Annotated in this window: 27 protein-coding genes and 3 tRNA genes; 17 read left to right on the top strand and 13 right to left on the bottom strand. The window is 54.4% G+C overall.

From position 1 onward, the window contains the following. Positions 1-196 precede the first annotated feature (196 nt). The 8 genes from JLG71_RS24115 to JLG71_RS24080 all read left to right on the top strand — a co-directional run bounded on the left by JLG71_RS24115 (position 197) and on the right by JLG71_RS24080 (position 8,788). Positions 197-2,962 carry a sigma 54-interacting transcriptional regulator gene (locus JLG71_RS24115; RefSeq protein ID WP_200913858.1) on the top strand — a complete coding sequence of 922 codons (2,766 nt, stop codon included), beginning with the start codon at positions 197-199 and terminating at the stop codon, positions 2,960-2,962. A 99-nt stretch (positions 2,963-3,061) separates the two neighbouring features. Further along, positions 3,062-3,484: a PTS sugar transporter subunit IIA gene (locus JLG71_RS24110; protein WP_025106882.1), complete on the top strand. Its 423-nt coding sequence runs from the start codon at positions 3,062-3,064 to the stop codon at positions 3,482-3,484. A 14-nt stretch (positions 3,485-3,498) separates the two neighbouring features. Then, positions 3,499-3,969: a PTS sugar transporter subunit IIB gene (locus JLG71_RS24105; protein WP_025106881.1), complete on the top strand. Its 471-nt coding sequence runs from the start codon at positions 3,499-3,501 to the stop codon at positions 3,967-3,969. Between the two features lie 18 nt (positions 3,970-3,987). After that, positions 3,988-4,767 carry a PTS mannose/fructose/sorbose/N-acetylgalactosamine transporter subunit IIC gene (locus JLG71_RS24100; RefSeq protein WP_025106880.1) on the top strand — a complete coding sequence of 260 codons (780 nt, stop codon included), beginning with the start codon at positions 3,988-3,990 and terminating at the stop codon, positions 4,765-4,767. Beyond that, positions 4,745-5,596 (top strand): PTS system mannose/fructose/sorbose family transporter subunit IID, encoded by an 852-nt coding sequence (locus tag JLG71_RS24095; RefSeq protein ID WP_014227807.1) that lies wholly within the window; start codon positions 4,745-4,747, stop codon positions 5,594-5,596. The genes JLG71_RS24100 and JLG71_RS24095 overlap by 23 nt, the downstream gene beginning before the upstream one ends. A gap of 12 nt (positions 5,597-5,608) precedes the next feature. Then, the gene (locus JLG71_RS24090) at positions 5,609-6,670 is read left to right on the top strand and encodes an SIS domain-containing protein (RefSeq protein WP_048262645.1); all 1,062 of its coding nucleotides are present in this window, start codon (positions 5,609-5,611) and stop codon (positions 6,668-6,670) included. 17 nt (positions 6,671-6,687) lie between these two features. Continuing rightward, positions 6,688-7,698 carry an SIS domain-containing protein gene (locus JLG71_RS24085; RefSeq protein ID WP_025106878.1) on the top strand — a complete coding sequence of 337 codons (1,011 nt, stop codon included), beginning with the start codon at positions 6,688-6,690 and terminating at the stop codon, positions 7,696-7,698. A 139-nt stretch (positions 7,699-7,837) separates the two neighbouring features. After that, positions 7,838-8,788, top strand: a complete 951-nt coding sequence (locus JLG71_RS24080; RefSeq protein WP_200913857.1) for an Rpn family recombination-promoting nuclease/putative transposase — start codon at positions 7,838-7,840, stop codon at positions 8,786-8,788. 53 nt (positions 8,789-8,841) lie between these two features. Here JLG71_RS24080 and opgB read toward each other — a convergent pair whose 3' ends face one another. The 6 genes from opgB to JLG71_RS24050 all read right to left on the bottom strand — a co-directional run bounded on the left by opgB (position 8,842) and on the right by JLG71_RS24050 (position 14,579). Continuing rightward, positions 8,842-11,133 (bottom strand): phosphatidylglycerol--membrane-oligosaccharide glycerophosphotransferase, encoded by a 2,292-nt coding sequence (opgB, locus tag JLG71_RS24075; protein ID WP_049102741.1) that lies wholly within the window; start codon positions 11,131-11,133, stop codon positions 8,842-8,844. 257 nt (positions 11,134-11,390) lie between these two features. Next, the gene (locus JLG71_RS24070) at positions 11,391-11,885 is read right to left on the bottom strand and encodes a DUF2501 domain-containing protein (protein ID WP_116280471.1); all 495 of its coding nucleotides are present in this window, start codon (positions 11,883-11,885) and stop codon (positions 11,391-11,393) included. A 65-nt stretch (positions 11,886-11,950) separates the two neighbouring features. Then, complete coding sequence (dnaC, locus tag JLG71_RS24065; protein WP_014227813.1) at positions 11,951-12,688, bottom strand: DNA replication protein DnaC; 738 nt, start codon at positions 12,686-12,688, stop codon at positions 11,951-11,953. A gap of 2 nt (positions 12,689-12,690) precedes the next feature. Next, entirely contained in the window at positions 12,691-13,230 is a 540-nt protein-coding gene (gene dnaT / locus JLG71_RS24060; protein ID WP_009652817.1) for a primosomal protein DnaT, read from the bottom strand. A 108-nt stretch (positions 13,231-13,338) separates the two neighbouring features. Continuing rightward, entirely contained in the window at positions 13,339-13,812 is a 474-nt protein-coding gene (locus JLG71_RS24055; RefSeq protein ID WP_004098364.1) for a threonine/serine exporter, read from the bottom strand. Then, positions 13,803-14,579 (bottom strand): threonine/serine exporter family protein, encoded by a 777-nt coding sequence (locus JLG71_RS24050; RefSeq protein WP_025106875.1) that lies wholly within the window; start codon positions 14,577-14,579, stop codon positions 13,803-13,805. The genes JLG71_RS24055 and JLG71_RS24050 overlap by 10 nt, the downstream gene beginning before the upstream one ends. 283 nt (positions 14,580-14,862) lie before the next feature. Here JLG71_RS24050 and pobA point away from each other — a divergent pair, with 283 nt between their 5' ends. The 4 genes from pobA (at position 14,863) to bglJ (ending at position 18,581) form a co-directional block, all read left to right on the top strand. Then, on the top strand, positions 14,863-16,047 hold the full coding sequence (pobA, locus tag JLG71_RS24045; protein ID WP_032747826.1) for a 4-hydroxybenzoate 3-monooxygenase: 1,185 nt from the start codon (positions 14,863-14,865) through the stop codon (positions 16,045-16,047). 22 nt (positions 16,048-16,069) lie between these two features. Then, positions 16,070-16,939 (top strand): helix-turn-helix domain-containing protein, encoded by an 870-nt coding sequence (locus JLG71_RS24040; RefSeq protein WP_014227817.1) that lies wholly within the window; start codon positions 16,070-16,072, stop codon positions 16,937-16,939. A 278-nt stretch (positions 16,940-17,217) separates the two neighbouring features. Then, on the top strand, positions 17,218-17,940 hold the full coding sequence (locus JLG71_RS24035; protein ID WP_014227819.1) for a helix-turn-helix transcriptional regulator: 723 nt from the start codon (positions 17,218-17,220) through the stop codon (positions 17,938-17,940). Continuing rightward, positions 17,901-18,581, top strand: a complete 681-nt coding sequence (gene bglJ / locus JLG71_RS24030) for a DNA-binding transcriptional activator BglJ (protein WP_025106872.1) — start codon at positions 17,901-17,903, stop codon at positions 18,579-18,581. Before JLG71_RS24035 ends, bglJ begins: the two co-directional genes overlap by 40 nt. Positions 18,582-18,594: 13 nt before the next feature. On the opposite strand, the gene JLG71_RS24025 is transcribed toward bglJ, so the two are convergent. Continuing rightward, positions 18,595-19,053 (bottom strand): YbaK/EbsC family protein, encoded by a 459-nt coding sequence (locus JLG71_RS24025; protein ID WP_014227821.1) that lies wholly within the window; start codon positions 19,051-19,053, stop codon positions 18,595-18,597. Positions 19,054-19,393: 340 nt separating this feature from the next. Between JLG71_RS24025 and JLG71_RS24020 the strand changes: the two genes are divergently transcribed. Beyond that, positions 19,394-20,737, top strand: a complete 1,344-nt coding sequence (locus JLG71_RS24020) for a PTS sugar transporter subunit IIC (protein WP_025106871.1) — start codon at positions 19,394-19,396, stop codon at positions 20,735-20,737. A gap of 46 nt (positions 20,738-20,783) precedes the next feature. On the opposite strand, the gene fhuF is transcribed toward JLG71_RS24020, so the two are convergent. Further along, positions 20,784-21,572 carry a siderophore-iron reductase FhuF gene (fhuF, locus tag JLG71_RS24015; RefSeq protein WP_025106870.1) on the bottom strand — a complete coding sequence of 263 codons (789 nt, stop codon included), beginning with the start codon at positions 21,570-21,572 and terminating at the stop codon, positions 20,784-20,786. 107 nt (positions 21,573-21,679) lie between these two features. Further along, positions 21,680-22,726 (bottom strand): GGDEF domain-containing protein, encoded by a 1,047-nt coding sequence (locus tag JLG71_RS24010; RefSeq protein WP_025106869.1) that lies wholly within the window; start codon positions 22,724-22,726, stop codon positions 21,680-21,682. 263 nt (positions 22,727-22,989) lie between these two features. Here JLG71_RS24010 and JLG71_RS24005 point away from each other — a divergent pair, with 263 nt between their 5' ends. Beyond that, the gene (locus JLG71_RS24005) at positions 22,990-23,229 is read left to right on the top strand and encodes a DUF1435 domain-containing protein (RefSeq protein WP_049082693.1); all 240 of its coding nucleotides are present in this window, start codon (positions 22,990-22,992) and stop codon (positions 23,227-23,229) included. 19 nt (positions 23,230-23,248) lie between these two features. On the opposite strand, the gene JLG71_RS24000 is transcribed toward JLG71_RS24005, so the two are convergent. The 4 genes from JLG71_RS24000 to rsmC all read right to left on the bottom strand — a co-directional run bounded on the left by JLG71_RS24000 (position 23,249) and on the right by rsmC (position 24,765). Further along, positions 23,249-23,335: transfer RNA gene (locus tag JLG71_RS24000), tRNA-Leu, on the bottom strand. 31 nt (positions 23,336-23,366) lie between these two features. Further along, positions 23,367-23,453: transfer RNA gene (locus JLG71_RS23995), tRNA-Leu, on the bottom strand. Between the two features lie 28 nt (positions 23,454-23,481). Next, positions 23,482-23,568 (bottom strand) — tRNA-Leu (locus JLG71_RS23990). A 168-nt stretch (positions 23,569-23,736) separates the two neighbouring features. Next, on the bottom strand, positions 23,737-24,765 hold the full coding sequence (gene rsmC / locus JLG71_RS23985; protein ID WP_064406233.1) for a 16S rRNA (guanine(1207)-N(2))-methyltransferase RsmC: 1,029 nt from the start codon (positions 24,763-24,765) through the stop codon (positions 23,737-23,739). A 158-nt stretch (positions 24,766-24,923) separates the two neighbouring features. Here rsmC and JLG71_RS23980 point away from each other — a divergent pair, with 158 nt between their 5' ends. Genes JLG71_RS23980 through yjjG form a run of 3 tightly spaced genes read left to right on the top strand, consistent with a single transcriptional unit; the run spans position 24,924 to position 26,444 of the window. Then, positions 24,924-25,337, top strand: a complete 414-nt coding sequence (locus tag JLG71_RS23980) for a DNA polymerase III subunit psi (RefSeq protein ID WP_014837349.1) — start codon at positions 24,924-24,926, stop codon at positions 25,335-25,337. Continuing rightward, the gene (rimI, locus tag JLG71_RS23975; RefSeq protein WP_004098383.1) at positions 25,306-25,752 is read left to right on the top strand and encodes a ribosomal protein S18-alanine N-acetyltransferase; all 447 of its coding nucleotides are present in this window, start codon (positions 25,306-25,308) and stop codon (positions 25,750-25,752) included. Before JLG71_RS23980 ends, rimI begins: the two co-directional genes overlap by 32 nt. A 14-nt stretch (positions 25,753-25,766) precedes the next feature. Continuing rightward, on the top strand, positions 25,767-26,444 hold the full coding sequence (yjjG, locus tag JLG71_RS23970; protein WP_004098385.1) for a pyrimidine 5'-nucleotidase: 678 nt from the start codon (positions 25,767-25,769) through the stop codon (positions 26,442-26,444). The last annotated feature ends 49 nt before the right edge of the window (positions 26,445-26,493 follow it).

Below are 26,493 nucleotides of genomic sequence, written 5' to 3'. Positions count from 1 at the left end.
CTGGGCAGTGCTCAGACAAAACTCGCAGAGTTTTGAACGCCCTCAGGGCGGCCTGGAGGGGGAGCGTAGCGAATAATCCTCACGTACTACGTGTACGCTCCGGTTCTTCCGCGCTGGCCGTGTTCAAACTGCCTGCGCCAATAACGCCTACTGGAAGAGGCTCTAAGTACCTATGATGGCATTGATGGGGGATGCGATGCGTAAAACGGAACTGTTGGCTTTTCTGCAAAATCAGACCGATTTTTTTGATCCGGATAACCTGAGCGAGGTCTTCACCGCCGGCTACCTGGCCCGGCGTTTTGCCATGCAAAGAAATACCGCCAGCCACTATCTGAATCAACTGGTGGCCCAGGATGTGCTGGTGAAGATTAATACCCGTCCGGTCTATTTCCTGCATAAGGCCGCCTTCTGCCAGCAGTTTTTCCCCCTTTCCCGCAGCGAGTACGCCAGTATGGCGGAGCTGCTCGCGGAGAGCGACCGGCAGCCGGAACAGGCGGATCATTTTTCATTGCTTACCGGCCATGACGGTAGCCTGCGCAAGCCTATCGAACAGATGAAAACCGCGCTGTTTTATCCCAACGGCGGGCTGCCGCTGCTGATCGTCGGCGACAGCGGAACCGGCAAAAGCTATATGGCGGAGCTGATGCACGAGTTTGCTATCGCCCAGGGACTGCTGGCGCCCGATGCGCCCTTTGTCTGCTTCAACTGCGCCCAGTACGCCAGCAACCCGGAGCTGCTGGCCGCCAACCTGTTTGGCTACGTCAAAGGCGCGTTTACCGGCGCGCAGGGCGATAAGGCCGGGGCGTTTGAGGCGGCAAACGGCGGCGTGCTGTTTCTCGATGAAGTCCACCGCCTCGATGCGCAGGGCCAGGAGAAGCTCTTCACCTGGCTGGACCGCAAAGAGATCTATCGGGTGGGAGAGACGGCGCAGGGGATGCCGATTTCGCTGCGGCTGGTGTTTGCCACCACCGAAGATATTCACAGCACGTTTCTGACCACCTTTATTCGTCGTATCCCGATCCTCATTAGCCTGCCTGATTTACAAAACCGCAGCCGCGGCGAGAAAGAAGCGTTAACGCTGCAGTTTTTCTGGCAGGAGGCCCGCACGCTGTCCGCCCGGCTGCAGCTGACGCCCCGGCTTTTACAGGTGCTGACGCACTACGTTTATCGCGGCAACGTCGGTGAGCTGAAGAATGTCGTCAAGTACGCCGTCGCGTCGGCGTGGGCCAGGTCTCCGGGCAGCGAGAGGCTAAACGTCACGCTGCACGATCTGCCGGAAAATATCATGGCCGCGACGCCGGCGCTTAGCGAACCAATGGGCCAGCAGGAGCCGCTGCTTATTGAACCGCAGACCAGCCTGGTCTGGCTGCTGCGCGCGCGCGACCCGGTTCAGGGGCTGATCTATGATGCTCAGTGCCGCGTTCTCGCGCTGTATGAGGCGGTTCTGAGTAGAAAAACGGTCTGGGAAGAGGCGCAAAAAAGCATGGGCGAGGAGATGGAAACCCTCTTCGATCGGCTGATTTTCGATAATCATGATGCCAACAGCTCGCATCTGCTGCTGCTGATAACCCATCAGGTGCGGGAGGAGTTTTATCGCCTTGAAAAGCGCTTCAATATTCAGTTTAACGGCAACTGTATCTACGCCCTGAGCCACTACCTGATTCATCGTTCTCGCCAGGCGCAGTCGACGATGAGCAATGAGAAAAGCCGCCAGCTGGAGGATTTCCTGGCGCAGAAATACCCGCTGCTTTATCGCTTTTGTGAAGAGATCCTCTCCGCGCTGGCGCTGAAGCTGGATATTGAACCCCGACGCATTGACCTGCTGCTGCTGGTGCTGTGGTTACAGAAAAATGGCGCCATTAGCCAGCAGCAGGTGACCCGGGCAGTTATCCTCGCCCACGGTTACGCCACCGCCAGCAGCATCGCCAACGTGGCGAACCGGTTGCTGAAAAGCCAGCTGTTTGAGTCATTCGATATGCCGCTCGACGTGACGCCGGAGGCTATCGCTAACCAGGTGATGGCCTGGATCGAGAGTCACGCGCTGGCCTCCGGACTGGTCATCCTGGTCGATATGGGATCGCTGAACGCCATTCACAGCCACTTCAACCGCCGGCTGTCCACGCCGATGGCGATTATTAATAACGTCTCGACCGGGATGGCGATGTACGTCGGGGAGCGGGTTTTGCAGGGCGATATGCTGGAAGATATCGTCCGGGAGATAGGCAATGACCTCGCGGTTGAGCATCAGCTCTATTACCCGCAAACGGACAAACCGCGGGCGATTCTTACAACCTGCGCCACCGGTCTGGGGGCGGCGGCGAATCTGTCGGCGCTGTTAAAAGCCAGCATTCCTGAGACGCTCGGCATCGATATTGTGGCATGCGATGTGGAAACCCTCGCCGATCCCGCGCGGCGGGCGCCGATGCTCAGCCGCTATGAGGTGCTGGCGATTGTCGGCACCCTCGATCCGCATCTCGCCGATCTGCCGTGGATCTCGCTGGATTCGCTGATTTCCGGCGAAGGAAGCCGCCCGCTGATGCGTATCTTCGGCGAACTGGCCTCCGCTGAGCAGGTCAGCGAGATCAATAACCTGATCCTGAAAAATTTCTCGCTGCGCCGGGTGATCGAGTCGGTGACGATCCTCGATACCGGTAAAGTGATCAATCAGGTCGAGCAGTTTTTACTGCGCTATGAGCATCTGGCCGGCTGCGATGTGCCTAACGATCGCAAGGTGGCGCTGTACGTGCATATCAGCTGTCTGATAGAACGCCTGATCCGTAACGCTTCGCCATCCCATTATTCCGGCAAACAGTGTCCGGAGAGCGAGCTGGTTATTCTGCGCGAGGCCTTTAGTGTCATTGAGAACGGATATAGTGTCAAAATCCCCGCCGTTGAGCTGTATTACATTCACGATATCCTGACGCGAGAAACGGAATTTATTCAGGAAGATCAAGAGTTTTAAGACTCTTCATCGGTTCGTCCTTGCGCTAACCGGCACGCCACTGTTTCTGGCACGCCGGTTGCAATTAAGAAAGCAGTGGAATGCGCTTTCGAGGTAAGGATGAAACGACACTATATTTTTGCCAGCCATGGCACCTTTGCTAACGGTTTGCTGAACTCCGTGGAGCTGATCCTCGGTAAGCAGCCGGATATTTATACTCTCTGCGCCTACGTCGAAGAGGAGGCCGATCTGACGCAGCAGGTGGAGACGCTGCTGGCGCGTTTCCCCACCCAGGATGAGCTGATTGTCATTACGGATATTTTCGCTGGTAGCGTCAATAATGAGTTTGTACGTTTTTTATCGCGCCCTAATTTTCATTTATTGTCCGGTTTAAACCTGCCGCTGATTATTGATTTACTTATTTCCGCAGGCGAAGAAAATACCGAGAAATTAATTTCTGAAGCATTAACAAGCGCCAAAGAGAGCATTCAGTACTGCAATCAGACGATTGCCAGTGCGATGACTATTGATAAAGACTTCTGAAATGAGGGAACACCATGATTACGCTATTAAGGGTTGACCATCGATTACTTCACGGCCAGGTGGCCTTTTCCTGGACCCAGTATGTCGGCGCCGATTGCATTTTAATCGCCAACGATAATGTCCCTGAAGATGAGCTGCGGAAAACCACAATTAAGCTCGCTAAACCGCCTTCGGTAAAACTGGTGATTAAAAATATTAACGACGCTATCGAATCGATAAAAAGCGGCGTGACGGATAAATATCATCTTTTTATCGTCGTGGAATCGGTCAATGACGCCTGGCGTATTGCCAGCGCCGTCGAGGGGATAAAAAGTATTAATCTCGGCGGAATAAAAGCCAAAGAGGGCAGTAAAAATATTTCTAAGGCGATTAATTTACTGCCGGAAGAAATTGAACAACTGCAGCAGCTGGTCGGGAAAGGCGTCGAAGTTGAGATCCGCCAGGTCCCTAACGATCGCAAACAGCTTTTTGCGCAATGCGTTTAACTCCGCGGAGGACAGATTATGGTAGAGGCTCTCTTACTGGGTCTGGTGGCGTTTATCGCGCAATCGGAATATGCCCTGGGGACGTCGCTGATTTCGCGGCCAATCGTCACCGGGCTGCTGACCGGGCTGGTGCTGGGGGATGTACAGACCGGCGTCATCATGGGCGCGACGCTTGAGCTGGCGTTTATCGGCTCTTTCTCCGTCGGCGCATCGATCCCGCCTGATGTAGTAACCGGCGGTATTCTCGGCGTGGCGTTCGCTATTACCTCCGGCGCAGGAACGGAAACGGCGTTGCTGCTTGGCCTGCCCATCGCCACCCTGACGCTGATCCTGAAAAACGTCTATCTGGGGATGTTTATCCCGATGCTCAGCCAGAAGGCTGACGGCTACGCGGAGCGGGCGGATACGGGCGGCATTGAGCGCATGCATCTGATTGCCGGCTTCGGGCTGTCGCTGATGCTCGCCACGGTGGTGACCATCTCATTCCTGGTCGGCAGCAATGCGGTGAAATCCCTGCTCGATACCATCCCGGAATTTATCAAACACGGGCTCAGCGTCGCTACCGGCATTATTCCGGCACTCGGCTTCGCAATGCTCGCCAGGCTGCTGATTAATAAGAAAGTCGCGCCGTACTTTTTCCTCGGCTTTGTGCTGATGGCCTACCTGAAAATCCCGGTGACCGGCATCGCTATTCTCGGCGCTATCGTGGCGGTGGTGATGGTTAACGTCACCGCGCTGAGCTCACCTCGTACGACGACAGAACAAGGAGTCAGCGATGACGACGAAGATGATTTCTGAAGAAACTCTGCAACCGCAGGCGCAGGAAGAGGCCCGTATCACGCCGCGCGATCTACGCCGGGTATTCTGGCGCTCCTTCCAGATGGAGTTCTCGTGGAACTATGAGCGGCAGATGAATCTCGCCTTTGTTTACGCGCTGATTCCGGTGCTGAAAAAGCTCTATCCGCGCAAAGAGGAGCTGGCCGGGGCGTTGAAACGGCATCTGGTGTTCTTCAATACCACGCCGCATATCGTCACCCTGCTGCTGGGGATCACCACGGCGATGGAGGAGAAGAATAGCCAGCAGAAGAACATGGACGCCAACGCGATTGATAACGTCAAAGCGTCGCTGATGGGGCCGCTGGCCGGGCTGGGGGACTCCTTTTTCTGGGGCACGCTGCGCCTGATCGCTACCGGCATCGGCACCAGCCTGGCGTTAAAGGGCAACATTCTCGGTCCCATTCTGTTTCTGCTGGTGTTCAACGTGCCGCACATCCTGGTGCGCTGGTTCTTTACCCGCTGGGGCTATGTGCTGGGTACCGGGGTACTGCAGCGGATCCAGAAGAGCGGAATGATGGAGAGCCTGACCTACGGCGCGTCGATTATCGGCCTGATGGTGGTCGGGGCGATGACCGCCTCAATGATTGATATCACCATCCCCCTCTCATTCGGCGCCGGAGAGGCGAAAACCCAGGTGCAGGACATTATCAACGACATCCTGCCCTGCATGCTGCCGCTGGTGAGTTTTGGCATCGTTTACTGGCTGCTGGGGCGCAAGGTTAAACCGCTTTCTATTATCGGCGGAATGGCGCTGGTGGGCATTCTGGGGTCGTGGATAGGTTTATTTTAACGGGAGTCGAAAATGGTACCAACGATGATGACCTATATCAGCGAAGAGTCGGCCTGTCTGACGCAGATCCTGCGCGACTACCGGCAAAAGCTGGCGGCGATTGAGACCTTTGCCCGCCAGCACCCGGTGCGCCGCATTCTGCTGTTGGCGACCGGCTCGTCGCTGAACGCCGCCCTGTGCGCGCGCTATTTCTTTGAGCAGCGCTTCGGCGTCCTGGTTGAGATTAAAGAGCCGTACAACTTTACGCACTACGAGGCGGTCGATCCGCATACCGATCTGGTGGTGGCGATTTCGCAGAGCGGTAAAAGCGCCTCGACGCTGGCGGCGATGCGTAAGGTGCAGGCATTGAGCCTGCCGGTTTTTGCGCTGACCTCCGATCCGCAAAGCCCGATCGCCCGGGCCTGCGACGGGATACTGGATATCAATACCGGGATTGAGAGCGTGGGGTTTGTCACCCGCGGGTTTAGCGCGACGGTGCTGAATTTGCTGCTGATGGCGCTGATGATTGCCCGTGCCCAGGGGAAAGCCAGCGAGGCCGAGGAGCAGCGCTATCTTGCCGAACTGCAGCGGCTGGCGGCGGCGATCCCGGATGTCATTGACCGCACCTCGCGGTTTATCGACAGGCATGGCGAAGCGCTGCGGGGCGGCGAGCGCTTCGTCGCCACCGGCTATGGCGCGCTGGTGGGCGTCGCCAAGGAGTTCGAAACCAAATTTACCGAAACGGTACGCGTGCCTTCCAGCGGTTTTGAACTTGAGGCCTATATGCACGGCCCCTATCTGGAAGCCAATGCCCGCCATGTGATGCTGTTTATTGAAGATGCGCCGGATGCGCGGACCCGGGCGCTGCGGGACTATATGGCGCCGTCCATTGCCCGCGCCTTTACGCTGACGCTGAGCGACGAAGAGGATGCGCAGACGCTGGCGCTAAGCTGCCCGTGTGAACATCACCTGGCGCCGCTGCTGCTGATTGTTCCCGTCCAGATGCTGGCCTGGCATACCGCCGGCCTGAAAGGCATCGATCTGGCTAAACGTATTTTTGACGATTTTGATCGCGTCTTAAAAAGTAAAATCTGATTATTCAGGAGAAAACTATGTTGGGTTTTAATCAGGACGAGTACCTGACCAGTGCTCGCGAGATCATCGCTGCGCGCAAACAGGCGGAAACCGTTGCCGATGATATTTATCAGAGCGGCTGTAGCGCCTTATTTTTCGCCTCGGTGGGCGGTTCTTTGGCGCCGATGATGGCAATAAATGAGTTTGCAAAAGAATTAACCAGCGTGCCGGTTTACCTTGAGCAGGCGGCGGAATTAATTCATCGCGGACATAAAAAATTAAATAAAGATGCGGTGGTGGTGACGTTATCCAAGTCCGGCGATACCAAAGAGTCGGTAGCCATTGCCGAATGGTGCAAAGCGCAGGGGATTCGCGTGGTGGCCATTACCCGTAATGCCGATTCGCCATTAGCCGAGGCGGCGAGCTGGCATATTCCGATGTGCCACAAGAACGGCGTGGAATATGAATATATGCTGCTCTACTGGTTATTCTTCCGCGTCATTTATCGTCACGGTGATTTCGCGAATTACGATCGTTTTGCACGCCAGCTGGAGTTGCTGCCGGAAAATCTTCTGCAGGCCAAACGCCAGTTCGATCCGCAGGCGGATAAAATCGCCGCTCAGTATCACGGCTGCGACTATATGATGTGGATCGGCGGGGCGGAAATGTGGGGTGAGGTCTATCTGTTCTCAATGTGTATTCTCGAAGAGATGCAGTGGAAGCGGACCAAGTCGGTGAGTTCAGCCGAGTTTTTCCACGGCACCCTGGAGCTGCTGGAAAAAGAGGTCCCGCTGTTCCTGGTCAAAGGCGAGGGTAAATGCCGGGCGCTGGATGAGCGCGTCGAACGCTTCGCTGAGAAGATCACCGACCATCTGGTGGTGATTGACCCGCGCGACTATCCGCTGAACGGCATTGATGAGGCTTTCCGCTGGATTATGGCGCCGTGTGTGGTTTCCACCCTGCTGGTGGACAGGCTGGCGGCCCATTTTGAACACCATACCGGGCATGACCTTAATATCCGCCGTTATTACCGTCAGTTTGATTACTAAGCTTTGCTGATGGCGGCCAGCCGGGCTGGCCGCTGCGCGATTCTCCGAGGCGCTTCCCATAAAATCATCGCCAAAACCAACGAAGTAAAAACCGATGGTAGAGTCCGGCTTTCCTTCTCGTTCAGGCAAACGGACGGCCATGAAAAAACGGATGACCTCAACGCCGCATGATGCGGTCTTTAAGCGATTTCTTCGCCACCCGGAGACGGCGAATGATTTTCTCACGCTGCACCTGCCGGAAGCGATCCGCCAGCGGTGTGATTTTTCTACCCTACGGCTGGAGCCGGCGAGCTTTATTGATGAAGATCTGCGCGCCTGGTACTCGGACGTACTGTGGTCGGTACAAACCCCCTGCGGCCTGGGATATGTGTATGTGGTGATAGAGCACCAGAGTTCGCCGGATAACCATATGGCTTTTCGCCTGATGCGCTATGCGATTGCCGCGATGCAGCGGCACCTCGACGCCGGGCACAAAACGCTGCCGCTGGTGGTGCCGATGCTTTTTTATCACGGCGCGACCAGTCCTTATCCCTTTTCCCTGAACTGGCTGGACGAATTTGCCGACCCGCAGATGGCGAGGACGCTGTACGCCTGCCCGTTTCCGCTGGTTGACGTAACGGTGATGCCGGACGATGAAATCGTTCAGCACCGGCGGGTCGCTCTGCTGGAGCTGATGCAAAAGCATATTCGTCAGCGCGATCTCAGCGGAATTACGGAGTCGTTGGCGACCCTTGTGATGCTGGGATACACTAACCGCAGGCAGTTAAGAGTGCTGTTTCATTATATGCTGCAGTACGGCAACAGCGACGATCCGAGCGTGTTTCTCCGCCGATTGGCCCGCCGTCTGCCACACTATGAGGAGAGGTTGATGTCTATCGCTCAAAAGCTCAAGCAGGAAGGTCGGCAAGAGGGCAGGCAAGAAGGTCGCCAGGAGGGGAGGCAGGAAGGGATACAGGAAGGCCTGCAGGAAGGGAGCCGGCGGGAAGCGCTGCGCATTGCCGGCAGTATGCTGCAGAACGGTTTAGATACCGAGACGGTACAGCGGATTACCGGACTGTCGGCGGATGAGCTAAAGCCGCTGCATGGCTAATTTCCACCCACCGTCACCACGGCCCGGCGCAAAAAGCCGCCGGGCACGATGGCTTATCCTTCGCTTTTCACCACTTTGATTTCAACCATGCCGATGCCCAGCTGACGGGGAGAGTGGCCGAGAATATTGCCCTCGTTCGTGGACTGCGGGTCCGGCGGCGCAATCGTCAACGTACTGCTGCGCGACGGATTATCGAAATGCAGGGTAGTGGTGGTGACATCATTGGCCAGCGTTAGCGTTTGTTCGCTGTTGCCCACCCGTACCGGAATCGGCTTATTGGCATTCGGCCCGTAGGCTTTGGCGGTAATCACCAGATCGAATTTCTCCGGCAGCGGCTCTTTATATTCAATTTTCACTTCACTGCCGAGCTGGGCATTAGACCAGCGCCCCCAGGTTTCCGGTCGGGAGATGCCGCTGAACTGCTTCACCTCTTCCGGCGCGCCGGCGACGTTAAACAGGAAGCTGTCGGCTTTATAGCGAATATCGTTATCGACGATCTTCAGCGTATCGACGTTGCCTTTATAACGCTCCATGTCGATAAGGGTATCTTTGAACGCGGTTTTACCTTGCCACTGGGCTTTGTCGACGCGCTGGACTTTCTGTTCGCCCCCCAGCTGGCCCTGCGAGACGCACCAGTCGGTGGAGAGCGCCACTTCCGGCGACCACAGCTGACCCATCTTGTAGCAGCGGTCGACCCAGACGAAGTTATCGCGCGGCGCGAAATCGGCCAGTTGGAAACGCAGCGGCGCGGAGTATTCGCTTTCCGGCAGCGGCTCAACGCGCTTATCGGAGATACGCAGCAGCAGCGGCAGGCGGAAATGGCTGCCGGAGAAGGAGATCATATTCTTCTGTGAATCCACGGTGAAATTCTTCATCTCTTTGGGGAAATTCCACAGGCGGATGATATCCGGCTTCCACGCCAGCACCTTCTCTTTCATATTGAGGAACACGGCGGAGAGCGACTCGCCGGAAAGGCTGCTGCGGCCAAGGCCAATAAAGTTATCGCCGCCGAGGATATCGAGCACCGTCGCGCCGTTATCCATGGTATTACGCTTGATGGCCAGCGTATCCTGCTGGGGCTCATCGCCGCGCAGAACGAAAAACAGGTTGCTGCGATCCTGCTTATTCAGATAGTCCCAGGCGCTGTTTTTCATTGCCAGGTGATCGGATGACACCACGATGACCGTATTTTTGAACCACGGCGAAGCTTTAATCTTCTCGATTAACGCCGCGATATGCTCCTGACTACAGGAGACGGCGCTGAACGAAAGATTCTTTTTACCGTCCATATCGTAGCTTTTACGCTGGCAGGTGCGGGAGATAAAGCCATCCGGATGATGGGTATCGACCGTCAGCGCAAACAGCGAAAAGCGCTTTCCTGACTGCGAAAGCGCTTCGAATTTTTTCCAGGTTTCATCAAGAACCGTATCATCGTAGAACCCCCAGTCGTTACGATAGGTCGGATCGGCGACGGTGGTTTTTAGCTCTTCCGCGCCGTACAGATGATCGAAGCCGTGAGATTTAAGGAAAACGTCTTTTCCGGCGAAGCGCAGATTAGCGCCCTGCACAAAGTAGTTCTCGTAACCCGAGTTTTTCAGGATATCTCCAAGGCAGATATTCTGCGGGAAAAAGCTGGAAACCGAGGCCGAGGCGTTGCCTTCAAACGGCGCAAACAGCGGGATCCCGCACTGGGAGGCGACCATTCCGGCAATCGTGTAGTCGGTACCGGGGAGCTGGGCGGTGTTGCTGAAGTCCAGCCCCTCGCTTTTCAGTTTGCCGAGCTCTGGGGTCAGGTTCGGGAACGCATCGTTATCAAAATAAGTGCGCTCAAGGCTTTCGCCGTAAATGTACACCAGGTTCAGTTTCGGGTTGGCGATGCTTTTTGACGGCTCTTTGTAGTAAGCCGCAAAGTCAGGATCGCCATCGCGGGACTGGGATTTAACCAACTCGCTAATCTGGCGGAAGGCGGGGCTGGCATCCACTGACGCCAGCGCCAGAACCAGCGCCACCAGGCTGTAACCAAAGTGATGAGGATGATGCCGGCGACGGCGGAGCACCCAGCCGAGTGCGCCAAATACCGCGACCAGCGCGACGACCAGCCCCACGCCCGGCAGAATATATTTGCCCACGCCGGCGCCCGTCAGGCTGTTGGTCAACGTATAAAGTACCGCGTCATTGATACCGTCGCCGGTGAAGTAATTGCTGGCGTAGAGGGTAATATTCAGAACAACGAACAGGCCCAGCACCGTGAGGGTGGCGGCGAACCACCAGGTATTACGACCGGCTTTTAATGCGTAAATCATCACCGAAGCAAGAAACAGGGCGATGGATAACAACTCTGACACAGCTCATCCTCATTCACGCCAGCTGTCGGCTGGCCAGATAGATCTTTTTTCACGCTACACTGTAATTGCAGCGCAATATTGCCGCAATTGTATCGTCATGAATTTGTGCTGTGGTTCAGAATTGGTTTAGAAATCGCCGTTTTTGAACTGCCTCACATCCAGTCAGCCAGGGGATTTGGGGGAAAGATGTTAAAAAACAGACGTTGCCGCCGCGCAGGCCAGGGTAACGCGCCAAACGCGGCATTAAGAGGATAAAATCAGGAGAGGAAGCTCACGCCCTGTTTTAAGACCAGATCGCAGGCTTTGGTTTTCACTTTTTCCGCCAGCGGGCTGCTGCCAAGGGTGTTCAGATTCAGCTGCTGGCCGTCTTTACTGGTCAGCAAGCCCTGAAGGCCCTCAAGATAGTTGGTGTCCTCTTTTTGTTTTTCCGGCGTGCTGAGACCCAGCTTATCCAGAACCTGATTTTTAACGTTTTCGGTATTGGTAACCGAAGCCAGCTTCTGTTTCGCGCAGTAAGACATAATCCCGGCGGCATTATTCATGCTGCTGGAAGTCAACGACTGGCTGCCGCCGTTGAGCAAACCGGTCAGCGAAGAGAGGGACATACCGCCGCTTTGCTGGCTTCCGCTCTGACTGCTGAGCTGGTTAGCGGCGCTGGAGAGCGAATCCTGCCAGGAGGTGGCGTGCGCGCCAAAGGTCAATAAAGCGCCGGCCACCATTGCCGTGCGGAACAACGTTTTTGCAGATTTCATAGACGTACTCTTCGCCGTGACTGAATAATCCCCTGATTATAACGCCGGCGGGGTTCAGAAATATCTTAATACTCTTTTCCGGTTACGCGATCGCGGTAGCTGTCCCAGTTGAAGTTAACCCACAGGCTATTGCCCAGCCGCATCCGGTCCATCACGCGCTCGCCGAGCAGCTTGTTCATCTCGTCCATGGTGCTGTTGGTTAGCATACCGGTAGGGCGCTTTGACGAAGAGCGGCGATCGACGATCTGGTTAATAATCACCTTTTCGTAGCGTGATTCCGTTTGCATGCCGATTTCGTCAATCACCAGCAGGTCCACTTTGCTCAGGTCGGTGAGCAGCTGCTCTTCGCTGGTTTCCCGGTTGCCAAAGGTATCTTTCATCGCTGACATGATATCGGCGACGGTGATAATCAACACCGACTTACCCCGAAGCAGCAGTTCGTTGCAGATAGCGGCGGCGAGATGGTTTTTTCCGGTACCCGGTTTGCCGGAGAAGATAAAGCTGGCAATATTGCCGTCGAACTCCTCGACGTACTGGCGCGCTCGGGACAGCGCAATCATCTGGCCTTCACACTCCACCCGGTAGTTATCCAGCGAGCAGTTCTGATGCAGCGGGCGGATGCCGGAGCGGTTAAAGGTTCGCTGCATTTTCATGGCCCGGTTTTCGCGTTCCAGCGCCTCAGAACGCAGCTTGCCCTGTTCTTTTTGCCATGCCAGCAGCTCCTCACCTGTCTTAAACGCGGGTTCGACATGGGCTGGCATCATCTTTTGCAGGCGCTTCATTAAATCGCCGACATTTTTCATGCTCATCCTCGGAATCCTCGTGGAATGTGATTATCAGGTTCGCTAATCGCGTTGACGTCCCGGCGCGGCTGGCCGCCGTTGCTGGCCCGGCCAATCTGTACGCTGCGTGCCAGCTTCTGCTGCCACTGGACATGATGAAAGACTTTACCTTCAGCCTGCCAGTAAGCGACAAATGCCGCCAACTCTTCCGGCGTAACGGGCTGGCTCAGGGCGATGCCCCACAGCGCGGCCAGGCGCTGAAAATCCGCATCCGGCTGCCAGTCGGCGTACATCGGAAATTTCCCCATCGGAACCGCAACGGGGGTCGCCGTCGGCTCGTCAAAAAACTGCGCGTCCAGCGCAATATCGCTGTTAGGACGCGCGAGTTTTGCTTCCAGCTCCAGCAGCTGCGCCAGACGCTCCGGCGTCAGCGCATAGAATGCGGGGGCGTTGTTGGCAAATACGGCGACGGCGCCGCTGGCCGATTTTGCCAGTACCGCTGCGTGATCCTGCATGAAGTCATCCAGACCGCTAAAATCGGTAGTTAATATTCGTGAAGACATAAATCAATCTCAACTCTGAACAACTAAAAAGAGAGGGGTAGCTGCACACATAGTAGCATAGAGGTCGCTCAGGAAGGAGCGCCGCGGGCGACCCGGCGGCGCGATTAGCTAGACGCGCGGACGCTTGCGATACAGCCAAAGCCCGGGGATAGACAAGCCAATGGATAATGCGCCAACGATCGATGAAGCCTTAAGGAAGTTGCTCAGCAGCATAATCATCATCTCTTCCGAGTAGCCGAAATGGCTGATTTTCACCGCTGAAATCATCGCGGTATAGGCGGAGATGCCGGGGAACATCGGGATCACCGCCGCTACGGTAAAAATCTTCGGGTGCGCCAGATACCAGCGGGACCACTGGATACCGATGCTGCCAACCAGCAGTGCCGCCATAAACGTCGCCCACTCAATATTAAAACCCGCCGTCATCATGACCATGCGCGAGCCGTGGCCGATAGCGCCCAGCAGCGCGCACCAGCGCAGCGCCCGCTGCGGGACGTTGAACACCATGGCGAACCCGACGGCGGGAATGGCTGCCAGCATCATATCCAGCGCCAGTTCGTAGAGATAGAAAATTATGCCCATCCGCGTAGCCCCCACATCGTCATCGCCATCACCACGCCGATACAGGTGGCGAGCGTCAGCAGGCTGGCAATGGCCCAGCGCGCCAGACCGGTGTTGATATGCCCCTTAAACATGTCGGCAACGGCGTTGATCAGCGGAAAACCGGGTACCAGCAGCAGCACGCTGGCGGCCATCGCGATCGTCGGCGTGCTGGCGAAAGCCGGCAGGCGCAGCATCAGCCCGGAGATAGTCGTTGCGACGAAGGCGGTGAGGCAAAAGTTGATTTGCGGATGCATTGAACGATGGGTGAGTACCTGGCGAATATACATGGCTACCGTACTGGCGCAGAAGGTGACCAGCGCACCGTCCCAGCCGCCGTTGTTAAGTTTGCAAAAGCAGGCGCAGGAGAGGCCGACCATGAAAACCAGCAGCCAGCGCGGATAGCGCAGCGGCTTGATTTGCGCGAATCGCTTTTCGACATCCTTATAATCCAGCAGCTTATGCTCTGCCATAATCACAATATGCTGAACCTCCGTGACGACGTGCATATTGATGCCGCGATCGGTATTTTTTCGCGTTGAGGTCAGACACTCCCCGTCCTTAATGGTGGTGAGAACAATCGCATTCGAAGAGATGGCGCTTTCCACGCTATCCATCCCTAAGGCCAGACCCAGACGGGTTGAGAGCTCCTCAACCAGCGCGCTTTCCGCGCCGTGTTGTAATAAGAAAAGACCACATTGAATACACAATCGCGTGATAGCGCGCTGAGTTGCCCGATCTGCTTGCATAAATACCTGCTGTCCGTGATGCCCGTTGCCGTAGTGTCTGGCGATACTTTTACCTGAAGTCTTGTTTTAGCTGAGCGGTCAGGATCAAACAATGTGTAAAAAACCACCCGCTCTACGGGAACCCTGAAATTTGAACTCTGCCACACTTCTGCAAGATTGGTGAAAAGTCCAATTTTTGCACCCGTTTCTCCCTTCTTTTTCCCATCAGAGTTATCAAAAATGCAAATTCAAACTTTTAATAAACAAAAAACAAACAAATAATTAACCATGCTGAGGCGATGCGATGAAAACACAGGTGGCGATTATCGGAGCGGGTCCGTCGGGACTCCTGCTGGGGCAGTTATTACATCACGCCGGGATTCAGACCGTCATCCTTGAGCGACAGACGCCTGAGTATGTGCTGGGGAGGATCCGCGCGGGAATTCTGGAAAGCGGAACGGTAGAACTGCTGCGCGAAGCCGGGGCGGCCCGGCGAATGGATGCGGAAGGGCTGATCCATCACGGCGTCGAATTTTTGTTTGAGGGCAAGCGCGTACCGGTTCCGCTGACGGAACTGACGGCAGGCAAAAGCGTGATGGTGTATGGCCAGACCGAAGTGACGCGGGATTTGATGGCGGCGCGGGAGGCATGCGGGGCAGCGACGATTTATGGCGTCAGCGATGTCACCATTAATGAGGCAAAAAGCGATCGACCGTCGGTCTCTTTTATCAGCAATGGCGAAAACTGCCGCCTTGAGTGCGACTTTATTGCCGGCTGCGACGGCTTTCACGGCGTGTCCCGTCAGAGCATCCCGGCAGGGGTGCTGAAAGAGTACGAGAGCGTCTGGCCGTTTGGCTGGCTCGGGCTGCTGGCCGATACGCCACCGGTGAACCCGGAGCTGATTTACGCCCACCACGAGCGGGGGTTTGTGCTCTGTAGTCAGCGCTCACTAACTCGAAGCCGCTATTATCTGCAGGTACCGCTTAGCGAAAAGGTGGAGGAGTGGTCTGATGAACGCTTCTGGACTGAGCTCAAGCGGCGTCTCCCTGATGAGCTGACCAATAAGTTAGTAACCGGTCACTCACTTGAGAAGAGTATCGCGCCGCTGCGCAGCTATGTAGTGGAGCCGATGCAGTACGGGAGGCTATTTCTGCTGGGAGATGCGGCGCATATCGTACCGCCTACCGGGGCGAAGGGGCTGAATCTCGCGGCGTCCGATGTGAACTATCTTTGGCGGATCCTGCGTGAGTATTATCACCATGGCCGTATTGACCTCTTAGCAAGCTACTCGCGTTTGGCGCTGGATCGGGTGTGGAAAGGTGAGCGATTCAGCTGGTTTATGACGCGTCTGCTGCATGATTTTCCGCAACAAAGCGAGTTCGACAGAAAAATGCAGGCGGCGGATCGTCGCTACTATCTTGAATCACGCGCCGGGTTAACCACTATCGCTGAAAACTATGTGGGTCTGCCGATGGAACGCGTGGCGTAATAGAAAAGGCTCTGGAGTCGTGATGCAGGCAGCGAGTACCATTCCCGTTTTCAAACTGTATGGCGAAGATCAGGGCTGGCCAACGCCCGATCTTCTGCACTGTGAGTCCATACTCCAGCGCAGCCATCTTTATGAATGGCATATCCGCGTGCATCAGCACGCAGAGCTGGTGCAGCTACTGTATCTGCATAAAGGGCGGGCGGAGATTGAAATCGAAGGCGCGACGACCGTGATGACGGAGTCCTGTATTCAGGTGGTTCCGGCGCTATGTATTCATGGATTTCGCTTTTCGCCGGGTACGGAGGGCTACGTTTTGTCGCTGGCGCTGCCGCTGCTCGGAAGCCTTGAAAATCAGTTTGGCAGTCAGCTGGATGTGCTCGGCCACCCGCGTTGCGTGCCGGTGAAGAGCTCCCGGGGCCATATCCGGGCGCTGTTTACCGCTTTGCAAGAGGAGTACCGCGAAGATTACGATGCGCGCGAAATGATGCTTCATTCACTGCTGGGAGCGCTGTTGGTCTGGCTGAATCGGCAATATCAACCGCAGCTCATAACGGAGGACAAAGCGGAACGTAAGCGGAGCGTCATGCGTCATTTCTCGCGCCTTATCGAAAGCCACTATCGTGAACATATGCCATTAGCCGGGTATGCCAGGGAGGTGGGGGTGTCTGCGACTCATTTGAATTATTTGTGTCATGAATTTTATGGCTGCAGCGCACTGGGAGTTTTACATCAAAGGTTGATGCTTGAGGCGCGTCGCAACCTGCAGTACACCAGCATGACTATCGCTCAACTTTCTGATTACTTAGGGTTTACTGATGCGGCCTATTTTTCTCGCTTCTTTCGCCGCTATAGCGGTGAATCACCAAAAGTATTTAGGAAAAAAATAAAATAAATAAATCTTTATTTAATATATCTTAAGTTAGCGTATCTAACGACGATGTTAACCATTTCTAATTTATTGATGACAACTACCTGTGTTAATGTTAATCATTGGTATGGATAACAGCAATATGTTACTCCTCATTATTAAGTTGGCTTTAGGGTGCGATATCGCGCACCCGCCAGGGATGATAAAGATTCATTTGGGCAAAATAATTACGATGACTATTAAATTATGCATCCAATTGTTTTTCCGCCGGCGGTGAGTCTTCGACAGGAAGCGGAGGGTTTATGTTACCAGGACAAGGTAAGTTCGGCATTATTATCAGCAGAATACCGGTTATGCAGTCCGGCTTAAAAGCCATCGTTGGGGAGCATCTCCCTGATTATGAATTGAGTTTTTGTCGTTCTCAGGATGAGCTAACCCTGCTGCAGCTGCGTCGTGCAGTGTTAGTCATTGCTGACTTGTCCGGTGAAATAGAGCATCCAAGAAATATTTGCGAACATTACTACTCTTTAATGACTCAATACAGGGATATACACTGGGTCTTTATGGTAGGCAACGCCTGTTTTCCGTTAGCTGTTCAATTATTAATGCGTCCTGAAAGTACATTAATTTCGGACAGCGAGCCGGTAAAACGTCTCATTGAGGTTGTGCGCGCGGGTGGACTTGCCGCTGAACGAATTAGCCAGACGTTGTTCTCTCCTGAGGTAGAACGCATCGATGAAGAACCGCAAAAGCTGGTTATTCTGACTCTTTCTGAGCGTAAGGTGTTGAGGCTTCTTGCAAAAGGATGGGGAATTAATCAAATTGCTGCTTTATTGAAGAAGAGCAATAAAACCATAAGTGCGCAGAAAAATAGTGCTATGCGCCGCTTATCTTTGCGTAGTAATGCAGAGATGTATGCCTGGATTAATAGTGCACAGGGAATGAAGGAGCTGAATATTTATTCAGCCTATGGAGATCAAACAGAATGGAAAAAGACCTCACAACAAGATATGTCGCTATCGTAGAGAAATGTGCGATGACAGAAGTGGCGCTTCGCCACATATTAATTAATGAAAGTGGTAAGAATTATCGTATTCAGTTCTTTAAAGATACGATGGCATTAAAACGGGAGTTTCAGGCGAGAGATTTTTCTGCGATTATTTTTTCACTTTCAGGTAACCGCAGATCCCGACTTGAAAGCTTGCTCTTTCTCCATGAGATCGCGCGTTATTGTCCCGACACGCAAAGAATTATCTTAGCTAATGATGAAGCGGAAATGCGTTTGGTCAGCCATCTGACGCCTTCTCGCTTACACGGTATTTTGAATAAATCGGCCTGTCGGCTACAGCTGCAGGAGTGCTTGCTTCAGCTTCTCGATCGTAGCTATCCGGCGAATGAGAGCTCGTTAAGCCAAAAGCAGAGTATCTATAGCCAACTTTTGAGCCCAACGGAACATACCATCCTGCGATATATGTCTTATGGCTACTCGTTGCCGGAAATAGCGACGCAGCTGGAACGCAATATCAAAACGATTCGGGCCCATAAGTTTAACGCCATGACCAAGCTCGGCGTCAGTTCTGATATGGGACTACTGAGCGCGGCAGACATACTCATGCGCCTGTCGGCGAATAATGATGATGCCACGGTGATGCGCCTTGCTCAGTAACCTCAGCGGTCTGTTAAAGACACACGTCAATCCACTTAGCATCAGTCAGCTGCGCCAACCGTTCAGGTGAAATACGAACGGCGCTATATATTGAACCTGCTGCTGGCAGCACTTCCGGGTACTGCCTCAGTGAGATATCGCAGTACACAGCCAGCGGAACTTCCAGGCCAAATGGGCAGACGCCGCCAATGGGGTGTCCCGTTAGCGTAATGACCTCATCGCTGCTTAGCATACGGGCTTTAGCGCCAAAGGCTTCCTTTAGCTTTTTATTATCCAGGCGCGCATCGCCTTTCGCGACAACGAGAACAACCCTTTCTTTTATTTTTAAAGACAGGGTCTTGGCGATTTGCCCGGGTTCAACGTTATGCGCCGCTGCGGCTAACGCTACCGTGGCCGTGCTCTGAGTAAGTTCGATGATTTCGATATCGGGGGCGTGGTCAGTAAAAAACTGCCGCACGGACTGCAGACTCATTGGAATCTCCTGATTAAGGCTTGTTAAAAATCTGTCACAAGCTTCGCAAAGTGTAAATATCCATGGTAGAGAATCAAGATTCTTTTTAATTTCTGGATCTCCTTCACATTCACCGCAACCGGTTACTGTAACCGGTTGCGGTTATTCACAGAGACAGGAATACTGACAAGGTAACTTCCCTGCGTCACCTATAACAAAGAGCCGAAGATGAATCGAACCTGGTTGAGCAGTCGGGCCAGCAGGCTATCCGATTGGGTAACCCTCTCGCCGAAGCGGGTTCATCATAACGGCAAGATAATCGTTGTTGGGCCTGTTCATCTAGCCTGTCAGGAGGGCTGCTATGTCTGCTAACCATGCTGCATTTAATCTGATATTTCGCTTCGTAGAAAATTACATCAGCCCTGTCGCCGGACGCATCTCGTCTCAGCGCCACGTTATGGCAATCCGCGACGGTTTTATCTCCGCCATGCCGTTTATGATTGTCGGCTCTTTTCTGCTGGTATTTGCGTATCCGCCGTTTTCACCGGATACCACATGGGGATTTGCCCGCGCCTGGCTGGATCTGGCAAAAGAGTTTGAAGGGCGAATTCTGACGCCGTTCGATATGACGATGGGCATTATGTCGATCTACATTTGCGCCGCGATCGCCTATAACCTCGGCAAGCATTACGAAAAAACCAATCAGCTCGACCCCTTTATGTGCGCCATGCTGTCGATCATGGCCTTCCTGCTGGTGGCGGCGCCAAAAACGAACGGCAACCTGCCGGTAGATAGCCTGGGAGGAACGGGCATATTTACGGCGATTCTGGTGGCGGTCTACTGCGTTGAAATGATGCGCTTCCTGAAGGCGCATAATATCGGTATTCGCCTGCCGGATCAGGTGCCGCCGATGATCAAAAACTCGTTTGATCTGTTGATCCCGGTACTGGTTGTCGTCCTGACGCTCTATCCCCTGAGCCTGCTTATTCAGCATCATTTCGATATGCTGATCCCTCAGGCGATTATGGCTATCTTTAAGCCGCTGGTTTCCGCAGCGGACTCCTTACCCGCAATTTTGTTGGCGGTTCTGGTGGGCCACCTGCTGTGGTTTGCGGGGATCCACGGTGCGGCCATTGTTTCCGGCATGCTGCAAATGTTCTGGCTCACTAACCTCGGCATGAACCAGCAGGCCCTGGCTCAGGGGGCTCCGCTGCCGCATATCTTTATGGAAGCGTTCTGGACATTCTTTATTGTGATTGGCGGTTCAGGGGCGACGATGGGGCTGGTATTCTGCTATCTGCGCAGCCGCTCCGCGCATCTGCGTTCGATTGGCCGTCTGAGCGTGGTGCCAAGCCTGTTTAACATTAACGAGCCGGTTATTTTTGGCACCCCTATCGTGATGAACCCGGTGTTCTTTATTCCCTTCCTGCTGGCGCCGATGGTTAACGCCGTACTGGCCTGGGCGGCAATGAAGCTGGATCTTATCGGCCGGGTGATTTCGGTTGTTCCGTGGACTGCTCCGGCGCCGATTGGCGGCGCGTGGGCGCTGGGGTGGGATTTCCGGGCGGCGATTCTGGTGGTCGTCCTGGCCTGCGTTTCGGCGATTATCTACTTCCCGTTCTTCAAGGTGTACGAGAAACAGCTGCTCGCGCAGGAGGCCGAAGAGGCGCAGCGCATGGCGGAAGAGAGTCAGCAAACGGCATAAAAACAAACGGGCGGCTGAATAGCCGCCCGTTTGTTTTCACCATCGATTATTTCAGCGTACAGTCCCCGCACTGCTGTACGTCCGGCAGGCGATAGCGCTGGCAGCAGGTGCGGCGCACGAGCTGCCCTTCACGTAAAACCACCGTACGCCACAGCGGGTTATCCTCACCGCCTGATAGCTGTTTGTTGAAGAAGAAGAGCTGACGCAGCGCGGCCACTTTTTCATCTCCGACCAGGGTTCTCATTTCCCCGAGATACCAGTTAATCAAATAACCCGTATTGCTCCAGATAAGTTTGCCATTGATATCGCCAGTGGCTTCAAGCGCCTGCACCACGGGTTGCAAAGCGGTGGTGACCAGCTTTTCCATCCGGGACTGCGCGGATTCTGCCGAGGAAGTACCTGCTGAATGGATATCAATCCAGAAACAGGCGGCACGGCCTGTTTCATGAAACTCAACGCGAAAATGCTCCGGCGCCAGGCTAACGGCGCGTTCTTCACTCAACAGCGCCAGCATTAAAGGGGGCACCAGTAAACCGATGTACCATTGTGCCCAGAGGGATAGCAGCGGTTTTTGCTCACGGGCTTGCCCGGGCTGGTTGCGATAAATATGGTCAGAATACGTCGCGATTAACGAACTCAGCGTCGCGGGCTGCGACCACTCAGCCAGGGTGAGGGCATGGTGAGGGGCTTCTTCATTCAGACGGATAAAATCCAGCAGATGCGGACGTAACGCGGTAATCTTGTCCCGTATTGCGTTCGCCAGTTCACGCTCAGCCGAAGGGAGCGGAGCCCGCCAGATGATCTCATTGTTGAATGCAAGTGAACGGTAAGCCATCGGTGCCAGATACAAATCTAAATGATAATGATTTCTGATACTAATGCCGCGGCACCGGCTTGGCAAGAGATTTGTCCGCGCGGCGACGCCTGCCGCGCGGTAAAGGCCTAGCTGGTGAGAATAATGTTACGTCCCATATTTTTGGCTTCGTAGAGCGCGTTGTCCGCCCGTTTCAGCGCGCTGTCGATATCCGCATCCATCAGCGGCGTCATGCCGATACTGATGGTCACGTTGGTCGCGACGCTTTCATTAAACATATGCGGGATTTTTAGATCGTAGACCCGCTGGCGGATGCGCTCTGCGGCCTGAAGGGCGTTTTCCGCACAGCTGCTGGTCAACAGCACCATAAACTCCTCGCCGCCAAAGCGGGCAACGATGTCGCGCGAGCGCACGGCGTTACGAATGGCGGCGGAGACCTGAATCAAAGCCTGGTCGCCCATCATATGCCCGTAGTGGTCGTTGTAGGCTTTGAAATGATCAATGTCCAGTAGCAGAACGTAATGCCCGGCGCCGTCGAGAGAAAGAATGGTGTCCAGCCGGTTTTGTAAGCCCCGCCGATTATACAAACCGGTAAGCGGATCCAACATACTGAGATCGTTAAGGGTATTGCGTTCCTTCAGCAGCTTATCCATGAGCCCCTGCGTGAATACATCGCTGCGTTTCTGAATAAGGCTTTGCAGGGTGATACCGGCAATAGGCAACAGAAAGCACCAGGACATGCGCAGCCATTGTTCTCCTCCGCCAAGAATCAGGCAGATAAGGTATGTGGGTAAAGAGTGCAAAGTAAAGCCAATGATATTGCTGGAAAAAGCAATGGTGCCAATAAATAACACGCTTAATAAGGCGATCACCAGGTAGTTAAAATGCGGCGGCCCCATCACCATTGCTTTTAGCGCAACGTGCCACGCCCAAAGCAGGCCAAATAGCAGAGAAATAACCGGAATATTTATTTTGTGCTGAGAGAATTTACAGTGCCATAGCAGCAGGACCGTGCTGCAGGCAACTATCAGAAAACAGGGTAATGTAAAAGTGATGACGGTAAAGAGCGGGCTGACAAGGGATAAGACGGATGAAACTAAATTAAGCAGTAAAAATAGCCGTAAGGAATACTGATATTTTTGTTCGTAATGGGAGCGCCAGGATTGTGCAGTCATGTCGGAGTTGTCATTATTAATCGTTAAAATTCAATGTGATGTTAGTTTGAAGTGAATAATAAAAAACAGTGCGCAAAATAAGGTTTTTACGAAATAATCAGATAATTTAATATATTATTTTTTGCCGCTTAATTTATCACCTTCATGAATGTATGTCATTACCACAAACGTAAAGAATAAGGACGCGCTATTTTCCCGGGATGACAAATGATAAAAATTACCATATGATATTGGTTATCATTATCGTTGTGAGAGGCGAAAACATGTTGCAGCGAACTTTAGGGAGTGGATGGGGCGTGTTGATCCCTGGCGTACTGATTGCCGTCCTCGGGTTTGCCGATTTGTCGGTAGATGCCTGGCGCGGATTGGTGACGCTGGGAATGCTCATGTCAGCGGTGATGATTTGGCACCGTCAGCTAAGGCACTTTGTTCTGCTGCCATCATGCGTGGCGCTGGTCAGTGGGATGATGCTGGTAATAATCAATTTGAAGCTGATGGGATAAAACGGAAGGGTAAGAATATTGGTGCGAGGGGGGGGACTTGAACCCCCACGTCCGTAAGGACACTAACACCTGAAGCTAGCGCGTCTACCAATTCCGCCACCTTCGCACAGTATTCTTAATTTTTGATATCGCCTCGTTGGTGCGAGGGGGGGGACTTGAACCCCCACGTCCGTAAGAACACTAACACCTGAAGCTAGCGCGTCTACCAATTCCGCCACCTTCGCCCAGTGCGAGCAATATCAACGTGGATTATGGTGCGAGGGGGGGGACTTGAACCCCCACGTCCGTAAGGACACTAACACCTGAAGCTAGCGCGTCTACCAATTCCGCCACCTTCGCATACCATCGACACTATGAAAGTATCGTTACCACGGAGGCGCATTCTAGTGGTTTTCAGCTATTCGTCAATAGTTAATTGTATCAGTTGGATTGATTGTTGCAAAAATGGACGGTCAGAGAGGAAAAACATCGGCGACCAGCGTCTGCTGGCGCCGAAAAAACGCAGGATTATTTCTTCGCCTGACGGGTCATCACCGTCCGGTAGACCTTAAAGCGGCCCGTTTGGGCAATCACTTCATGGAAGCCGAAGATCTCATCCAGCACGTTCGGATAGGGCAGGAAGGCGTTAGCGACGATGCGCAGCTCGCCGCCGCTGTTCAAATGACGAACGGCGCCGCGAATCAGCGTTTGCGCGGCCTCCAGGCTGGTCTGTAGACCATCGTGGAAAGGCGGGTTGGAGATAATCATGTCGAAGCGGCCGTTCACTTCAGAGAACACGTTGCTGGCGAACACTTCCCCTTCGATGCCGTTAGCGGCCAGCGTGGCGCGACTGGCTTCAACTGCCGGGGCGCTGACGTCGCACAACGAGAGGCGGACTTTAGGCGAGTGGCTGGCCAGCACGGTTGCCAGCACGCCGGCGCCGCAGCCGACATCAAGCACTTTACCTTTGGTATGCGGCGTCAGCGTGGAAAGCAGCAGCTGGCTACCGACATCCAGGCCATCGCGGCTGAAGACGCCCGGCAGCGTTTTAATCGTCAGATTATCCAGCGAATACTCGCCCCAGTACTGTTCTGGATTGAACGCGGGCTGTTTTTCCAGACGACCGTGATACAGCCCACAGCGGCGCGCGCTGTCGACTTTGCTCAGCGGCGCATATTCCGCCAGCATCTGCTCGGCGCTGCGTACGCCGCTGCGGTTCTCGCCAACCACGAAAATATCAATACCGGTCGGCAGCAGCGAAAGCAGGTTCATCAGCTGAAACTGCGCTTCCGGTTTGTTCTTTGGCCAGTAGTAAATCAGCGTATCGCAATCGGCGACATCGCCGGCCTCTGCGACCAGGCTATAGCGGGCATTTTCGCCCATCTGGCGGCTCAGTACCTGCCAGTGGTGGAACTGCTGGGTATGGGCGCGGCTGGCGGCCGTGTCCAGACGTGCGGGCAGGTCATCCTGCAGGTCACCGGCAAACAGAACGCGGGCGGACTCGAAATCATCACTGTGGCGCAGCAAGACTTCACTTGCCGGGGTAAAAGCGGACATGAAACACTCCTTCATTAAGACTGGCGCCGATTATACACGTTATCTTTCGGCCTGCCTCTTTGTTGGCGGCGGGATGCGCTCCGACCGCCGCGTAGTTTGTTGGCGCAGATACGACGGATTTGCTATATTGCGCGCTTAATTAACAGGAGTGTTTCGCTATGACATCCCGACGAGACTGGCAATTACAGCAGCTGGGCATCACCCAGTGGTCGTTACGTCGTCCTGGGGCGTTACAGGGTGAAATCGCTATCTCGCTTCCTGGGCATATTCGTCTGGTGATGGTGGCGGAAGAACCGCCATCGCTGACCGAACCGCTAATCAGCGATATTCTGCGCGCGCTGGCCCTGATGCCGGAGCAGGTGATGCAGCTGACGCCTGAACGCGTTGCGATGCTGCCTCAGGACGCACGCTGTAATAGCTGGCGGCTGGGCACCGACGCGCCGCTGCTGCTGGCGGGCGCACAGCTTTCCACGCCCGCTTTCGATGAACTTCAGACCAGCACGCCTGCTCGCATGGCGCTCTGGCAACAGATTTGCGCACATGAACACGATTTCTACCCTCAACCCGGCTGATTTGCCCCGCGCCTGGCAAATTGAAACGCGCGCCCACGCTTTTCCGTGGAGCGAACAGACGTTTGCCAGTAATCAGGGCGAGCGCTATCTGAATCTTCAACTGTCCGTGGACGGCGTGATGGCGGCCTTTGCCATTACGCAAATCGTGCTCGACGAAGCGACGCTGTTCAATATTGCCGTCGACCCCGCTTTCCAGCGTCGCGGTCTGGGCAGGGCGCTGCTGGAACGGGTGATTGATGAAGTTGAAAAACGCGGCGTCGTCACGCTGTGGCTGGAGGTGCGCGCGTCTAACGTCGCCGCCATCGCGCTCTATGAAAGCTTAGGCTTTAACGAGGCGACGATTCGCCGCAACTATTACCCCACGGTCGACGGACGTGAGGACGCCATCATAATGGCACTGCCAATCAGTATGTAAGACAAGGTGATACGATGAAGTGGGACTGGATTTTCTTTGATGCCGACGAAACGTTATTTACGTTTGACTCATTTAGCGGCCTACAGCGGATGTTTCTCGACTATAGCGTGACGTTCTCCGCAGAGGATTTTCAGGACTACCAGGCCGTGAATAAGCCGCTATGGGTGGATTATCAAAACGGCGCCATTACCTCTCTTCAGCTGCAGCATCAGCGCTTTGACGGTTGGGCGGAACGCCTGAACGTTCCTCCCGGCGAGCTGAACGCCGCGTTTATGAACGCGATGGCGGAGATCTGCTCGCCGCTGCCGGGGGCGGTATCGCTGCTTGATTCGCTGCAGGGGAAGGTAAAAATGGGCATCATCACCAACGGTTTTACCTCACTGCAGCAGACGCGTCTTGAACGTACCGGACTGCGCGATCACTTTGATTTGCTCATTATTTCCGAAGAGGTTGGGGTGGCTAAGCCGGATGCGCGTATTTTCGACTATGCGCTGGCGCAGGCAGGCAATCCCGATCGTTCGCGGGTGCTGATGGTTGGCGATACGGCGGAATCGGATATTCGCGGCGGCGTGAATGCCGGCCTGGCGACCTGCTGGTTCAACCCCCATCAGCGCGAACTGCCCGCGGACCTCCGCGCGGACTGGACGGTCACCTCTTTAAGCGAACTGGAGCAACTCCTGTGTAAACACTGATTGCCTCCCCCCCATTGATGGGTAAAATAGCCGCAATTTTTTCGTATTC

Source organism: Klebsiella michiganensis, assembly GCF_015139575.1.
Taxonomy (GTDB): domain Bacteria; phylum Pseudomonadota; class Gammaproteobacteria; order Enterobacterales; family Enterobacteriaceae; genus Klebsiella; species Klebsiella michiganensis.
This window is presented reverse-complemented; position numbering and strand designations above follow the sequence as displayed.

Bases quoted from the DNA above. Each gene is read 5' to 3' on its own strand.
- dnaT (WP_009652817.1), bottom strand. From the start codon at position 13,230: ATGTCTTCACGAATATTAACTACCGATTTTAGCGGTCTGGATGACTTC.
- JLG71_RS24025 (WP_014227821.1), bottom strand. From the start codon at position 19,053: ATGAGTCTGCAGTCCGTGCGGCAGTTTTTTACTGACCACGCCCCCGAT.
- JLG71_RS24020 (WP_025106871.1), top strand. From the start codon at position 19,394: ATGTCTGCTAACCATGCTGCATTTAATCTGATATTTCGCTTCGTAGAA.
- JLG71_RS24005 (WP_049082693.1), top strand. From the start codon at position 22,990: ATGTTGCAGCGAACTTTAGGGAGTGGATGGGGCGTGTTGATCCCTGGC.
- JLG71_RS24040 (WP_014227817.1), top strand. From the start codon at position 16,070: ATGCAGGCAGCGAGTACCATTCCCGTTTTCAAACTGTATGGCGAAGAT.
- JLG71_RS24095 (WP_014227807.1), top strand. From the start codon at position 4,745: ATGACGACGAAGATGATTTCTGAAGAAACTCTGCAACCGCAGGCGCAG.
- JLG71_RS24055 (WP_004098364.1), bottom strand. From the start codon at position 13,812: ATGGGCATAATTTTCTATCTCTACGAACTGGCGCTGGATATGATGCTG.
- pobA (WP_032747826.1), top strand. From the start codon at position 14,863: ATGAAAACACAGGTGGCGATTATCGGAGCGGGTCCGTCGGGACTCCTG.
- JLG71_RS24110 (WP_025106882.1), top strand. From the start codon at position 3,062: ATGAAACGACACTATATTTTTGCCAGCCATGGCACCTTTGCTAACGGT.
- fhuF (WP_025106870.1), bottom strand. From the start codon at position 21,572: ATGGCTTACCGTTCACTTGCATTCAACAATGAGATCATCTGGCGGGCT.
- JLG71_RS24035 (WP_014227819.1), top strand. From the start codon at position 17,218: ATGTTACCAGGACAAGGTAAGTTCGGCATTATTATCAGCAGAATACCG.
- JLG71_RS24105 (WP_025106881.1), top strand. From the start codon at position 3,499: ATGATTACGCTATTAAGGGTTGACCATCGATTACTTCACGGCCAGGTG.
- JLG71_RS24010 (WP_025106869.1), bottom strand. From the start codon at position 22,726: ATGACTGCACAATCCTGGCGCTCCCATTACGAACAAAAATATCAGTAT.
- dnaC (WP_014227813.1), bottom strand. From the start codon at position 12,688: ATGAAAAATGTCGGCGATTTAATGAAGCGCCTGCAAAAGATGATGCCA.
- rimI (WP_004098383.1), top strand. From the start codon at position 25,306: ATGAACACGATTTCTACCCTCAACCCGGCTGATTTGCCCCGCGCCTGG.
- JLG71_RS24085 (WP_025106878.1), top strand. From the start codon at position 6,688: ATGTTGGGTTTTAATCAGGACGAGTACCTGACCAGTGCTCGCGAGATC.
- rsmC (WP_064406233.1), bottom strand. From the start codon at position 24,765: ATGTCCGCTTTTACCCCGGCAAGTGAAGTCTTGCTGCGCCACAGTGAT.
- JLG71_RS24050 (WP_025106875.1), bottom strand. From the start codon at position 14,579: ATGCAAGCAGATCGGGCAACTCAGCGCGCTATCACGCGATTGTGTATT.
- JLG71_RS23980 (WP_014837349.1), top strand. From the start codon at position 24,924: ATGACATCCCGACGAGACTGGCAATTACAGCAGCTGGGCATCACCCAG.
- JLG71_RS24100 (WP_025106880.1), top strand. From the start codon at position 3,988: ATGGTAGAGGCTCTCTTACTGGGTCTGGTGGCGTTTATCGCGCAATCG.
- JLG71_RS24090 (WP_048262645.1), top strand. From the start codon at position 5,609: ATGGTACCAACGATGATGACCTATATCAGCGAAGAGTCGGCCTGTCTG.
- JLG71_RS24080 (WP_200913857.1), top strand. From the start codon at position 7,838: ATGAAAAAACGGATGACCTCAACGCCGCATGATGCGGTCTTTAAGCGA.
- JLG71_RS24070 (WP_116280471.1), bottom strand. From the start codon at position 11,885: ATGAAATCTGCAAAAACGTTGTTCCGCACGGCAATGGTGGCCGGCGCT.
- yjjG (WP_004098385.1), top strand. From the start codon at position 25,767: ATGAAGTGGGACTGGATTTTCTTTGATGCCGACGAAACGTTATTTACG.
- JLG71_RS24115 (WP_200913858.1), top strand. From the start codon at position 197: ATGCGTAAAACGGAACTGTTGGCTTTTCTGCAAAATCAGACCGATTTT.
- bglJ (WP_025106872.1), top strand. From the start codon at position 17,901: ATGGAAAAAGACCTCACAACAAGATATGTCGCTATCGTAGAGAAATGT.